This is a genomic window from Paraglaciecola mesophila KMM 241 (assembly GCF_000315015.1).
Lineage (GTDB): Bacteria > Pseudomonadota > Gammaproteobacteria > Enterobacterales > Alteromonadaceae > Paraglaciecola > Paraglaciecola mesophila.
On the sequence record NZ_BAEP01000005.1, the window covers coordinates 92,803 to 106,370 of the forward strand.

At 43.9% G+C, this 13,568-nt stretch carries 12 protein-coding genes; 7 read left to right on the forward strand and 5 right to left on the reverse strand.

All coding sequences use genetic code 11. The features are described 5' to 3' along the window. Positions 1-17: 17 nt before the first annotated feature. The 5 genes from mnmA (at position 18) to GMES_RS02000 (ending at position 5,785) form a co-directional block, all read left to right on the forward strand. A complete protein-coding gene (gene mnmA / locus GMES_RS01980; protein ID WP_052013373.1) occupies positions 18-1,151 on the forward strand; it encodes a tRNA 2-thiouridine(34) synthase MnmA in 1,134 nt (377 codons plus the stop codon). Further along, positions 1,151-1,810 (forward strand): high frequency lysogenization protein HflD, encoded by a 660-nt coding sequence (gene hflD, locus GMES_RS01985; protein ID WP_006990876.1) that lies wholly within the window; start codon positions 1,151-1,153, stop codon positions 1,808-1,810. The genes mnmA and hflD overlap by 1 nt, the downstream gene beginning before the upstream one ends. A 13-nt stretch (positions 1,811-1,823) precedes the next feature. Next, positions 1,824-3,191 (forward strand): adenylosuccinate lyase, encoded by a 1,368-nt coding sequence (purB, locus tag GMES_RS01990; RefSeq protein WP_006990877.1) that lies wholly within the window; start codon positions 1,824-1,826, stop codon positions 3,189-3,191. Between the two features lie 134 nt (positions 3,192-3,325). Then, the gene (locus GMES_RS01995) at positions 3,326-4,549 is read left to right on the forward strand and encodes an adenylate/guanylate cyclase domain-containing protein (protein WP_006990878.1); all 1,224 of its coding nucleotides are present in this window, start codon (positions 3,326-3,328) and stop codon (positions 4,547-4,549) included. A 66-nt stretch (positions 4,550-4,615) separates the two neighbouring features. Then, positions 4,616-5,785 carry a cupin domain-containing protein gene (locus GMES_RS02000; protein ID WP_006990879.1) on the forward strand — a complete coding sequence of 390 codons (1,170 nt, stop codon included), beginning with the start codon at positions 4,616-4,618 and terminating at the stop codon, positions 5,783-5,785. Between the two features lie 101 nt (positions 5,786-5,886). Here GMES_RS02000 and GMES_RS02005 read toward each other — a convergent pair whose 3' ends face one another. The 5 genes from GMES_RS02005 to GMES_RS02025 form a co-directional block, all read right to left on the reverse strand. Then, entirely contained in the window at positions 5,887-6,729 is an 843-nt protein-coding gene (locus tag GMES_RS02005) for a DUF6279 family lipoprotein (protein ID WP_006990880.1), read from the reverse strand. Positions 6,730-6,863: 134 nt separating this feature from the next. Continuing rightward, positions 6,864-7,682: a LytR/AlgR family response regulator transcription factor gene (locus tag GMES_RS02010; protein ID WP_006990881.1), complete on the reverse strand. Its 819-nt coding sequence runs from the start codon at positions 7,680-7,682 to the stop codon at positions 6,864-6,866. Next, a complete protein-coding gene (locus tag GMES_RS02015) occupies positions 7,672-8,754 on the reverse strand; it encodes a sensor histidine kinase (RefSeq protein WP_006990882.1) in 1,083 nt (360 codons plus the stop codon). The genes GMES_RS02010 and GMES_RS02015 overlap by 11 nt, the downstream gene beginning before the upstream one ends. Before the next feature lie 136 nt (positions 8,755-8,890). Next, positions 8,891-9,352 (reverse strand): Mpo1 family 2-hydroxy fatty acid dioxygenase, encoded by a 462-nt coding sequence (locus GMES_RS02020; RefSeq protein WP_006990883.1) that lies wholly within the window; start codon positions 9,350-9,352, stop codon positions 8,891-8,893. A gap of 92 nt (positions 9,353-9,444) precedes the next feature. Then, positions 9,445-10,059: a PilZ domain-containing protein gene (locus GMES_RS02025; RefSeq protein ID WP_006990884.1), complete on the reverse strand. Its 615-nt coding sequence runs from the start codon at positions 10,057-10,059 to the stop codon at positions 9,445-9,447. Between the two features lie 228 nt (positions 10,060-10,287). Here GMES_RS02025 and GMES_RS02030 point away from each other — a divergent pair, with 228 nt between their 5' ends. Further along, complete coding sequence (locus tag GMES_RS02030) at positions 10,288-12,138, forward strand: M61 family metallopeptidase (protein WP_006990886.1); 1,851 nt, start codon at positions 10,288-10,290, stop codon at positions 12,136-12,138. 269 nt (positions 12,139-12,407) lie between these two features. Then, positions 12,408-13,448, forward strand: a complete 1,041-nt coding sequence (gene add, locus GMES_RS02035) for an adenosine deaminase (RefSeq protein ID WP_006990888.1) — start codon at positions 12,408-12,410, stop codon at positions 13,446-13,448. Positions 13,449-13,568 lie beyond the last annotated feature (120 nt).

Sequence of the window (13,568 nt, forward strand, 5' to 3'; positions counted from 1 at the left end):
AGACTTTACTATTTATCATGCCTTATATTCATTCTCTTAGTGCTGCCGAGTTAGCCAGTAATAGCCAAAAAAAGGTTATTGTTGGTATGTCAGGTGGTGTCGATTCTTCTGTTTCTGCCTACATCTTGCTGCAGCAAGGCTATCAAGTTGAAGGCCTTTTCATGAAGAATTGGGAAGAAGACGACAATGATGAATATTGCGCAGCGGCTGACGATCTAAAAGACGCTCAAGCGGTTGCAGATAAACTTGGCATAGAGCTGCACCAAATTAACTTTGCCGCAGAGTACTGGGACAACGTATTTGAATATTTCCTTGAGGAATACAAATCAGGACGTACGCCAAACCCAGATATCATGTGCAACAAAGAAATTAAGTTTAAAGCATTCCTTGAATTCGCCGCAGAAGAGCTTGAAGCCGATTACATCGCGACAGGGCATTATGTGCGCCGCCGTGAAGTGAATGGCCATTGGCAAATGCTTCGCGGTATGGATGACAACAAAGACCAAAGCTACTTTTTGTATACACTTGGTGAGCAGCACGTTGGTCAGACGTTATTCCCAATTGGCGATATAGAAAAACCACAAGTACGCGAAATTGCGCAAGAACAGGGGCTTATCACTCACGATAAAAAAGACAGCACCGGCATTTGCTTTATTGGCGAGCGTAAGTTCACAGATTTTCTATCTCAGTACCTTCCTGCACAGCCCGGCGTTATTGAAACACCAGAAGGCCAAGAAATTGGCCAACATCAGGGGCTGATGTATCACACCTTGGGTCAACGCAAAGGCCTAATGATAGGTGGTATGAAAGAGTTCGGTGATGATCCGTGGTATGTGGTTGACAAAGACATGACGCGCAACGTTTTGATTGTTGGACAAGGTGCAGACCACCCTCGCTTATACTCTAACGGTTTAATCGCCAATCAATTGCATTGGGTCGACCGAAAGGGCCCCACTTCGCCAATGAAATGCAGTGTTAAGACACGTTATCGCCAAGAAGACATTGCCTGCACACTAACTCCAGAATCTGACGGCAACATGCGTGTTATGTTCGATGAACCACAAAAAGCAGTGACTCCAGGGCAATCTGCCGTGTTTTACTTAAATGAAGTCTGCTTAGGTGGCGGGATAATAGAGAGCTATATTCGTTAATGCAAAACTCGAACAAGAAAAATTTAAACACCAGTGAAATAGAAAGAAGTCTTGCATTAGCAGGTGTATGCCAAGCGGCAGCACTAGTTAAACAAGTGTCTAAACATGGAATGTGCGACGAGCAAGCATTCAAAGCGAGCATTGAAAGCATCATCATCACCGAACCAGATAATACCGAACAAGTATATGGCGAAATCGGCAATTTAAAAATCGGATTTGACATGCTACGTGCGCAGCTAGGTAATAGCACAACCCCAAAAGACACAGAAATCACTCGCTATATCGCTAATTTGCTGAGTATTGAACGCAAGTTAGCCCGCTCAGCTAAGCGTATGAATGAATTGGGCGACAGAATAAATCATATAAAACGCCAACAACTTCACTTAGATTTATTTGAAGGGCAAATGCTGTCTAACTTAGCCAGTATATACAGTGATGTTGTGAGCCCTGTTACCGCTAAAATTCAAGTATCTGGCGACCCACAGTTACTTAAGCAAAGTGATAATCAACATAAGGTGCGGGCTCTGTTATTAGCAGGTCTGCGCTCGGCCGTATTGTGGCGACAGCTCGGCGGGAAACGACGACAAGTATTATTCAACCGACAGCGCATTTTAGAGTGCGCTGAACAAGCATTAGCGCAAATTAACCAATCACGTTAGGAGCACACATTTCATGCAGTTATCCGCATTAACCGCCGTATCCCCCATTGACGGGCGTTACGCTGAAAAAACATCAGAGTTACGCAGCATCTTCAGTGAGTTCGGTTTACTAAAGTATCGGGTACAAGTTGAAGTTCGCTGGTTACAAAAGTTAGCCTCAACTGCATCTATCGAGCAAGTACCAGCGTTTAGCGCTGAGGCGAATGCATTACTCGATAACATAGTGGCCACGTTTGATGAAAGCCACGCGGGGCGCATCAAAGAAATTGAGCGCACCACGAATCATGATGTCAAAGCGGTTGAATACTTTCTAAAAGAACAGGTAGCGGATAACGCAGAGCTTAATGCAGTGAATGAATTCATTCATTTTGCGTGTACCTCTGAAGACATCAACAATATGTCACACGCACTGATGCTTAAAGAAGCGCGCGATAGCATTATCTTGCCCTACAGTGACAAATTAATTAGCGAGCTTAAACGCCTTGCCAAGGAATATCAGAATATTCCGATGATGGCACGTACCCACGGTCAACCCGCTTCACCCACCACTATGGGCAAAGAAATGGCCAACGTTGCGTATCGTTTAGAGCGCCAACGTAATCAAATTGCTAACGTCGCTGTGCTGGGTAAAGTGAACGGCGCCGTAGGTAACTATAATGCGCATTTGTCCGCTTACCCTAGCCTTGATTGGGCGCAATTTGCAGAAGAGTTCGTGTCTAGCCTAGGCGTGACATTGAACCCGTTCACCACGCAAATTGAACCCCATGATTATATCGCTGAGTTATTCGATGCCATCGCACGTTTCAACACCATACTGATTGATTTTAATCGTGATGTTTGGGGTTATATTGCACTAGGTCATTTTAAGCAAAGAACCATCGCGGGAGAAATTGGTTCTTCCACTATGCCCCATAAAGTGAATCCTATCGACTTTGAAAACTCCGAAGGTAACTTGGGCTTAGCTAACGCTTTGTTCGGTCACTTAGCCACTAAACTCCCTGTATCGCGCTGGCAGCGAGACCTGACAGACTCAACAGTGCTAAGAAACTTAGGTGTTGGTGTGGGTTATGCGATCATTGCCTATCAAGCCACCCTTAAAGGGATCAGCAAGCTACAAGTGAATGAGCAAAGTTTATTGGATGAATTAGAAAACAACTGGGAATTACTCGCAGAGCCGATTCAAACCGTTATGCGTCGTTATGGCATTGAAAAACCATATGAAAAACTCAAAGAATTAACCCGTGGCAAGAAGGTTAATCAGCAAATCATGGCTGAGTTTATCGATGGACTCGAATTGCCAAACGAAGCGAAAACGCAGCTCAAAGCACTGACGCCTTCCAATTACATTGGCCAAGCTGTTGAGCTTGTAAACCAGATTTAAGATGTAGATTATCAGAGGGGATTCATTCCCCTCTTGTGTGCCCCACTGCTCTATTACGCCCCCCCTGAACGCCGAAATTTACACCCCAACTTTTTAGCCTATACTCAATTCCTCACGGTCAAATGGAAGACCTTATGGTCACTCGATTATTGCACGCATGGATTTGGTGTGGCATTCCTCATAATACAACGGCTGACATTAATCCGACGCGGATAAGCAATATCATCAGCTTAATGGTGATATTCGTACTTTTGTTGCAAGTGCCCATTATTCTTTATTATTGGCACTTCGGTGGCGGTTATAAAGTAACCTTAGTTGTGAGTCACAGCGCGCTTTTTTGCCTCGTTCCTCTTCTGAATCGTACTGGTCTGCAACGCGAGGCAAAATTCATCTTAGTTGGTGTCTTTATTAGCTACATCGCGTGGTCATGTTTTGTCTGGCAAGCTAATATGAACGTACATTACTATTTGCTGTTGGGCGTGTTCATATGTCCTTTTATCTTTAACACCCAAACTATCGCCATGTGGGTATGTATTGAGTCTCATGTCATTGTTTTTCTATTGATTGATGGATTTTATATTTGGCAAGTTAACCCACAATATTTATCTGAATATCATCAGGTCGTCAGTTTCTCCAGCACCGTTTTTCTCGCATTATCCTGTACCTTAGCCAGTATGCATATTGGACGAAACATGACGCGAACTCAGCAAAAGCTTTCCATGGCCAATCAACGCTCTGATGCGCTACTGCTTAATATTTTGCCACGCCCCATCGCTCAACGTTTAAAAAACGTACAAGGTAAAATCGCTGACCAATATGATCAAGCTTCAATATGCTTCCTCGATCTCGAGAATTTCAGCTTGCTGGTAAAAACCCTTAAGGCCCACGAATTGGTAGACTTACTCGACGACGTATTTAGTCAATTCGATCAGTTAAGCGAACACCATGGTCTGGAGAAAATAAAAACCATTGGCGATGGCTATATGGCAGCAGCTGGTGTGCCTGACATCAACAACGCTCATGCGGTGCAGTGTTGCGCTTATGCATTAGCGGTAAAAGAGGCCTTTAGCGCGCTACAACGCAAATATCACTTAACCACTGGGTTACGTATTGGTATTGGCTCAGGGGAAGTGGTGGCTGGCGTTATTGGCCGCAGTAAATTCTGTTACGATTTGTGGGGGGAAGCTGTTACCCTAGCAGCCAGAATGGAGAGCCACGGTCGAATCGACCAGATTCAAGTGACCCAGTCTACCTACGAAATGGCAAAGCATGAGTATTTTTTCGAGCCTCGAGGTAAAGTCAAGATCAAAGGATTAGGGCAAATTAAAACCTATTGGCTAGTCGGGAAAATCGAATAACCCCTTCTTCATTCATCCTATTTTCAGCGCACTACAATTTTATAAGGCACAAGGGTTTTCCACACGATGTACGTATTTGACAAGTTTGATCCAACACTATTTTTAGACTCTCACTGGCAAAAACGCCCAGCCGTTTTCAAAGGGGCATTCTCGCAATTTGTAGATCCTCTTGATGAAAACGAGCTCGCGGGCTTAGCCCAAGACCCACGAATAGATTCGCGAGTAGTGTCAGCTGAAAATGCCAACTGGCACGTTCAACACGGACCAATCACTGACTTCGAAAATGCCTGTCAAGGCAGCTGGAGTCTGTTAGTGCAAAGTGTTGATCAACATGTTGATGAAGCTGACGCCCTTATTCGCATGTTTAATTTCATCCCCTATTGGCGCTTAGACGATCTGATGGTGAGCTTTTCAAATGCCGGCGCCGGCGTAGGCCCTCATTTGGATCAATACGATGTATTTATTATCCAAGGTAAGGGCAGCAGGCGCTGGCAAGTGGGAGAACGAGGCGAGTATTCAACTTACCACCCCCACCCAGATCTCAGTCAAATACAGGGATTTTACCCCATCATAGATAAGGTACTACATTCGGGAGATATGCTATACATCCCTGCAGGTTGCCCGCATAATGGCGTCGCTTTAGAAGATTGCATGAATTATTCAGTAGGCTTTCGCGCCCCAACACAACAAGATTTACTCTCTTCACTAGCTGATTACAGTATTGATTTAGGCTTATTCAAAAAACGCTACCAAGACAAAGGATTAACCCCACGATCTGATCCCAGTGAGTTAGCAGAAGAGGAAATACACAGTTTCAGGAATATGCTGCATGACGCCATCGACTCCCCCGACTTCACGCGTTGGCTGACTTCACACTTCAGTGATACTCAACTAAATCAAGGTTACGATGAGCAACACAACCCTGATTATTCATTGCAAGAAATACTAGTATTATTCCAACAACAAACAGTGTTTGAGCGCCAACCTGGCATACGCCCTATTTACTTAGCGCAGTCGGGACAGGACATATCATTGGAGTTTTTTATTGAAGGCCAAGCATTTTTTGCTCCACCAGAACATACCGAAGCAGTGCGAGCACTTCTTCAATGTTCTTCGTGGCAATATGACTTGATGACTGATAAAGGCTCCGCTCTCACGATCAATCACTTTTGGGTACAGCTAATAAGTGAACTGGTTAATGCTGGCGCTTGGTTACCCCAAGAAGAAATGTTTTAGCGACAAATCATCTCGGTAACGCTAATCAGTAAAATCAATATGGGCCATTGCAGTGCGCGCTATAGTATTACTCACAGCATCTCTGCGCACGGCAACGGCTATCAATCTTCTTGCAAGTCGCTTATGTCCTCAATTAAATCTTCGATTTCATTAAGGGCTTTTTTCTTTTGCTTTGGGCTTAGCGATTGGCCTAATGCTTCAAGCATAGAAGCATATACTTGATTATTATGGGCTGAAATAGCCGTCAGTTCATCACTTTGATAGCGCTCAGGGTGGGACAAAAGCGCTAAAAAGCTCGACTTAAAGCCTTCTTCATGACGCGAATTGAGTAACATGTCATAGGCAGCCAGCTGGATCCGTTGACGATAATCCATCCATAAATCAAAGCTACTCTTAAAGTCATCAGCATAATTCACCACTATCTCTTTCTGCGCTTTGCTTAGCTTTCCTATGAACTCTTTAACGTTATCCTGAGTATCTTCAATGTTCTTTTCTAATCGTTCATCAAATGTGCGATCTGCGCGTTTTTCGATACGCTCTTCATTTTGTTTCTGTATTTTGGCAAACAAATCGTTGACTTGTTCATCGGTCAATTTAGGGGCTAAATTAACCAGTTCAGGGCTTACATGATCTCTAAAGCGCACCCAATGCTGTTTGCCTTCTTCAAAATGGTTCAGCCATTGAGCCTTGCTAACATGACCCGCAGAAACCTGTTGATAAACCGTTTCTAGGTGGGTCTTATATTCGCTCAATTCGTCTTGACGGTGCCAATGCATCCACTGTTCAACGTGACCATCTAGCAGCGATTTCTGACTTTTATCCAGCTCCACGTAGTCGTCTATGTACCAATACATTAGCCAATCTATATTGTTATAAGCGAACTTTGAACTACACCCTGTAAGTAGGATACTAAGGGTAAAAACTACCGCAATTAATTTATTCATGTCTGTCTCAATCACGCTGGTGAACTAAACCGGAAAAACATTACTCCCGTGAACCAATACCCGAATATAACCATTTAGTCACTCGAAGTCGTGACCTTTTCGTCTACTCACTCTGCTCTGATTGTTACTAAATATTAGCTATTAATCATGTTCTTAACGTTATCCCTATGGCTTCGGCTGACCTTTAACTCGGTACCGTTCGATAAAATTAAGTGGTATTCGCCACTGATGTGACTCACTAGTTTTTGCACATATTTGATATTCACTATGGCTGAGCGATGCACTCTTACGAATATGCGAGGGTCTAACTCTTCTTCTAACTCTTTCATGGTGCGGCGCATAATGTGCGTTTGCTCTAGGGCATGCACACACATGTAATCGCCAGCGGCATCTATCCATTGAATTTCAGCGACGGCGACACGCGTTACTTCTGTGCCATCTTTAATCGCTAACACATCACCATATTGCGTGGTATTAAGCGCTTCACCACTGGCTAACCGGCGCAAAATGTCCTCGCAATCATCCCCGGTAAAATCAGCCACTACCTTGGCCAACGTTTGTTTATGATCCGACTCACTGTGTAACGTCACGTGACTGATGACCTTGTCTACCGCTGCGCGTAAACGTTTCTCATCAACGGGTTTGAGCACATAATCCAATGCATGAGCGTCAAAAGCCTTTATTGCGTATGTATCATAAGCAGTCACAAATATAATCATGGGTACGGGCTGGTTAAGCTCACGCAACTTGTTGATCACTTGAAAGCCGTTCAAGCCCGGCATTTGAATATCAAGGAAGATGAGGTCTGGGCGTAACTGCGGAATAAGGGTCACCGCCTCAAGGCCGTTTTTACATTGGGCGACGAGATTAATTTCTTCGAACTGAGACAAGCGCATGGCTAAGCCTTTGCGCGCTAAAGGCTCGTCGTCGATAACAATAGTGTTAATTTTCATGCAGTGCTTCTTGTGTCTCAAATGGGATACGAATAAACACTTTTATACCAGAAGGCTGGCTATTAGAAATACTAAATGAGAAATCATTTTTGTATAACGAGTCCAAACGCTCTTGAATGTTTTGCAGACCCACGCCATTTTCGCGGTACATTTGGCCTTCCTCAATATCCGCCCCCGGCCCATTATCGGTCACTTCTAGCATTAGATCCCGGCCAAACACTTTGGCTGAAACCGCAATACAGCCACCCTCTTCTAATTTTGAAATAGCATATTTAATAGAGTTTTCGATTAATGGCTGCAGTATCAAACTAGGCACCAATGCTTCATTTGCACTGGGTTGAATATCCCAAATAACGGTCAGCCGGTCTTCAAAGCGCACTTTTTCGATGGCTAAATAAAGGGTCAATGCCTCAATTTCTTGGCGCAATGGCACTTTTTTAATAGGGTCTTTATCAAGGGAATAGCGCAAGAAGTCGCTAAGGCGAGTCACCATAGACTCAGCTGTCTTGTTGTCTTTCATTAAAATCAGGGTCGAAATGGCGTTTAAGGTATTAAATAGAAAATGCGGATTAAGCTGATAGCGTAACATCTTAATATGCGCTTGATGCGCCATGGTGGATGCTCTCAAGCTATTTTGTTTTTCTTTGAGCAACATTTGGTAGTTTTTGATACCAAAATACAGCCCAGTCCAACAGCCAATCATGATTAAGGAATTCACCGTATTGGTAAAATACATATACCATTCTTCAGGACGATATCCCTTTTTATAGATTTCCCAATAGTTGATGTTTTTCACTAACGCCCACATCAGCGCAATGATATACACGCTAACTAACACCACCATCAACATTTTTAACGGGCTGAGCTTCATAGCCCGGGCGTAAATGTAACGCAACGGAATAGTCAACAACCAACCGGCATAGGCATTCAAGATAATCACGAACAACCAAATACTGCGCATATCGTGCAGGAATGAACCTATATAATAAATTACCGCGAAACCACACCACCCAAGCGTGTGTAGAGTCCAAAACATTCGTTCACGGGTGTCAAACAACGCCTGCCACTTCATTTAAGAAATACCATTAAAATTCAATGAAATCACGATTATACGGGAAAGGAAAAGCAAGTGCTGACTGTTGGGCGTGTGCCCTTCCCCGTTTATCGCATCTTGAGGATTATTATTGCTCAAAACGGGAATGACGTGTTTAGTACGCTATATTCATGCGCTTAAGCCAATGTACCCACCACCAAGCAGGCCCTACGAGCAAAAACTGTACATCCTTGAGAAAAGATGGGCTTTTGCCTTCGATTTTGTGACCCACAAACTGCAGGATCCACATCACCACAAAGATAGCCAAACAGACAATCCATACTTCGTATATTGAGCTTTCAATCAGCATGATCCCGTATAAAGACACAACGCTTAATAGGGTCATAGCGGCCCCAATTGGGCCTGATAATCGAAAGTAATATACCAACATTGGAATGACCGCTATGTGCGCCCACGTCACATCAAAGTGCATCAACAATTCAGGGCGAGGAATAGACCACAGTAACCCTAACGTAACAAAGTAAATTGCCGGCACGGCAATCGCGTGGATCAAGATATTGAGCTTATTGGTATGGCTGTGACCATACTCGTTCAACAGAACTTCTATGCGGCGCATGGGTACTCTCGCTCTTGTTTTAACAATGATTTAACAGTTGGTTTGAGGATACCTAAAACCTAATGTCTCGTCTATTCGCCTTTTTGCCAAGGCTATTCGGTATTAATTAACAGCTGGGTCAGCAGCTTGGCCACGTCATTTTCGTCATCGCAAAATTGGATCCCGAAATAATGCCGAGTATCATCCTCTTTCTTATTTCGCACATGACCCGACAAACTGATGTCATCCCCTTCTGAATTCGGGATCAGTAACTCAAGCTCCTGATCCACATTCGGCTTGACCCCTTTTGCGTCACGCCCAATACTGATCATGCACCCCTGATTTGAAATATCGCGCACCAAACAAGGTACAATGTGGCTGCGCTCTTGGCTATCAATTAGCAAAGCAGCGATGCGCGTTTGGGCTCTCTGCTCAGCCCGTAAACCGTGACTTTGAATACTTTCAGGGAATGAAGTAAACACCAACTTAGATGGTCTGGTGATCACGATGATTATTTTGACTTTGAATGCGACTATCTCGCCCGTTTCGTCTTCTAAAATGCAGCGCACAATCATGGTATTATTCATGTAAATTGCGCCATCAAGACCTGCCCACTTGTTTTTATCCGGAAAACGGAAGATCAAATTTCGGCTTCCATCTATGCCTACGAATTCGGTTTTTACCCGTCTTTTTAATGTTGGCGAGTGAATTTGTAAGTCTACAATCATGCCCGGTCGCATCGATCGCAGCTTAAATAAATCATCACTTGATAGCCCGCTGTTGTGTGGCAAAAGTCAAATATCCTGTATTATCAAAAACAAAGTAAACTGTACTTTGTCCATTTAACGTAAAATTTACTTTAATATAAAGTGTTTTCGTAAAGATTCATCCTCAAATTGAATTTATTCAATTCGAATTGGCTTCAGTCATCCCCATGTTTTTTAAGGTTTTAGTTCATGCTTCAACATTCTGCTGATATCCACTACACCCTCAACGTTTCTTCTCTTGCCGGGCATACGCTAGACATCTCATTACAGATTAATATGCCCTCTAAAGATGGCCATGAACTGACGTTACCCGCTTGGATACCCGGCAGTTACATGATCAGAGATTTCGCGAAAAATATCGTTGAAATATCCGCACAAGACGCCCAATGTCAGCCATTATCGATACATAAACTAGATAAACAAACCTGGAAGCTGCCAGCAAATTCCGGCCCTATAACCGTAAACTACTGTGTTTACGCGTTTGATTTATCGGTACGCAGCGCTTACGTGTTTGACGATTTTTCCTTTTTTAACGGCACAAGTACCTTTCTAGCGATCAAAGAGCATCGTGAAGCACCAGTGTTAGTGACTCTTATCAAGCCTGAACTAGCACAATGCCAACATTGGCGCGTGGCAACTACCTTGCCCCTTGCTAAAGCCACCCAGCATCACGATTTCGGGGACTACTGCGCTGACAATTACAATGACTTGATAGACCATCCCATTTTAATGGGAAATTACGATATCGTGCCTTTTGACGTTGTTACCCCAATAGCCAGCACGTCTTTGCAACAAAACGCTGAACATACCTGTCACTTTGAGTTAATTCTGGCGGGCGGTCATCGCAGCGATACCCAGCGCATGGCGGCAGACTTGCGTAAACTATGCGCCCATCATTTCGCTTTGTTCGGCGATACGCCGCCCGTTGAGCGCTATCTATTTATCACTATGCTAACAGGCAAAGATTTTGGCGGTCTTGAGCATATGTCTTCTACAGCACTACTATACAGCAGAGATGATTTACCCAGTACCGCCCAAGCAGATCACATGCCTGATGGTTATCGTACTTTTCTAAGTTTATGCAGCCACGAATTTCTGCATACTTGGCATGTAAAACGAACCAAACCAGCTGCTTTGCAGGCCAGCACCCTAAGTCATGAAGCGTATACTCCTCAACTATGGATCTACGAAGGCTTCACCAGTTACTACGACGATTTAAGCCTTACCCGCAGTCAGGTGACGAACAATGAGAGCTACTTAGAAGTACTAGGCCAAACGCTTACGCGATTAGAGCGTAATGCGGGTCGCTTTAAACAAACCGTTACAGCCTCAAGTTTTGATGCCTGGACCAAGTTCTATCAGCAGGATGCCAGCGCCATCAACAACATCGTCAGTTATTATGTCAAAGGGGCCGTTATCGCACTATGTCTTGATTTACACATACGCGCAGCGAGTCAACATACAAAGAGCTTAGACGATGTCATGCGTTACTTATGGCAGCGCCATGGAAAAATGAATATAGGTACGCCAGATGACATTATTCAACATATCGTACTCAACGAAATGGGTTTACCACTCGCTGCATTCCTGCAGGATGCATTAAACACAACCAAAGAGCTCACAGTCAGCGAGCTACTGCATGACTTCGGGGTAACATTACATAAGCGCCCTCGTATTGACGCCAGCGATGTAGGCGGAAAGCCAGCTCCTCGTGTCCAAAAGACTCAATTCGGTGCAGCTTTTAAAGCAGCAGATACAGGGGTATTAGTGACCCAAGTCAGTGAAAATACACCAGCCTATAACGCTGGACTACAAGTGGGCGATCAGCTGATCAGCCTTGATGATTGGCAAGTGTCCGCTGCTAACTTACTGACAATTTATAATCAATATGCCCCTAAAACTAATGTCACGGTTACGGTTTTGCGCCATCAACGGCTTAAACACCTTAGCCTCACTGTAGACAATGCCTTGTTAGATACTATTTACTTGACCGTGTCGGATGCGCAAAAGTTGAAAAACTGGCTACCTGAGAGCAACTAAAATGCTGTACTCATGGCGATGGTATGCATCGCTAGGGCAGCAAAATCAGATAGAAACGTTGTTCATCATGACCACTGCACCATTTTTGTACATTTGACTGCTTTGCTGGCAAATTTGGTGCAGGTATCACTGCTTTATCCCAGCCGTACTTTATAATTGTCTTTTAAATGAAGGTCATACCCGAATATCTCTCGGGCATGAACTTTGCTGTATAGATTAGCGCATTGTTAATTTGCTATTTATTCAAAATGATAAAAAGGACAAGTCCATTGCAAACACAACCACTTGATATACAGCAGTTCATTTCGGATATGCCAAAAGCAGAACTGCACGTGCACCTTGAGGGCACACTAGAGCCTGAATTAAGTTTTGCCTTAGCCGTAAAGAACCATATTCCCCTGGAGTTTGAGACCCCAGAACAGCTCATCACCGCGTATGATTTCCACGACCTGCCTTCATTTCTAAAAATTTACTACGCCGGCATGAATGTACTGATAAAGGAAGAAGATTTTTACCAGCTTACTTGGGACTATTTAACCAAAGCAGCCAGCGAAAATATCGTCTACGCAGAGCTATTTTTTGATCCCCAAGCACATACATGCCGCGGGGTGAGTTTTGAAACCATCATTACAGGTATTCATAAAGCGCAGTTAGATGCAGAGCAAAAGCTTGGCATTAGAAGTCAGCTTATTATGTGCTTTTTGCGCGAGCTTAGTGCTGAGTCAGCAATGGAGCACCTTAAACTCGCTATGCCCTATCTTCCGTGGTTAGTCGGTGTGGGGCTAGATTCTAATGAGCGCGATAACCCACCAGCTAAGTTTGCCGAAGTGTTCGAACATGCCCGAGCGTTGGATCTAAAGTTAACGATGCATTGTGACGTAAATCAGCACAATACCCTGACACATATTAAGCAGTGTTTGGACGACATTCAGGTTGACCGTATCGACCACGGGGTAAATGCCCTACAAGATCCCGCTTTGCTTGAAAAGATTAAGCAAAAGCAACTAGGTTTAACCGTATGCCCTATCTCTAACCGGTTCGTGGTGCAATCATTAACCTCTAATGAGGTTCGCCAAATGCTTGAGCATGAATTGCTGGTCACCATTAATTCTGATGATCCTGCATACTTTCGCGCCTACCTAAATGAAAACTTTATCGAGCTGCAAAAAGAAGGGCAATTTAGCGCACAAGAGATGGTCACCTTAGTGGAAAATGCCTTCAAAGTTTCATGGTTAAAAGACACTGAAATCAGTCAGTACCTTTATCAGGTAAGCCAGTATGTAAAACAAGCTGAACACCAAGCCGCTTAGTAGGCGTTTTTATGACGCTAAGCACAGGTATAAGTGACATAGGTTAACGTTTATCAATGGTTATGATACACATTTTGATTGTTATCCCTGCGCTGTAAAGCACACTGTGTAGGGATAACA

Excerpts from the sequence above, each read along its gene's own strand:
- GMES_RS01995 (WP_006990878.1), top strand. The coding sequence starts at position 3,326 with ATGGTCACTCGATTATTGCACGCATGGATTTGGTGTGGCATTCCTCAT.
- hflD (WP_006990876.1), top strand. The coding sequence starts at position 1,151 with ATGCAAAACTCGAACAAGAAAAATTTAAACACCAGTGAAATAGAAAGA.
- GMES_RS02015 (WP_006990882.1), bottom strand. The coding sequence starts at position 8,754 with ATGAAGTGGCAGGCGTTGTTTGACACCCGTGAACGAATGTTTTGGACT.
- GMES_RS02030 (WP_006990886.1), top strand. The coding sequence starts at position 10,288 with ATGCTTCAACATTCTGCTGATATCCACTACACCCTCAACGTTTCTTCT.
- GMES_RS02025 (WP_006990884.1), bottom strand. The coding sequence starts at position 10,059 with ATGATTGTAGACTTACAAATTCACTCGCCAACATTAAAAAGACGGGTA.
- GMES_RS02020 (WP_006990883.1), bottom strand. The coding sequence starts at position 9,352 with ATGCGCCGCATAGAAGTTCTGTTGAACGAGTATGGTCACAGCCATACC.
- purB (WP_006990877.1), top strand. The coding sequence starts at position 1,824 with ATGCAGTTATCCGCATTAACCGCCGTATCCCCCATTGACGGGCGTTAC.
- GMES_RS02005 (WP_006990880.1), bottom strand. The coding sequence starts at position 6,729 with ATGAATAAATTAATTGCGGTAGTTTTTACCCTTAGTATCCTACTTACA.
- GMES_RS02010 (WP_006990881.1), bottom strand. The coding sequence starts at position 7,682 with ATGAAAATTAACACTATTGTTATCGACGACGAGCCTTTAGCGCGCAAA.
- GMES_RS02000 (WP_006990879.1), top strand. The coding sequence starts at position 4,616 with ATGTACGTATTTGACAAGTTTGATCCAACACTATTTTTAGACTCTCAC.
- mnmA (WP_052013373.1), top strand. The coding sequence starts at position 18 with ATGCCTTATATTCATTCTCTTAGTGCTGCCGAGTTAGCCAGTAATAGC.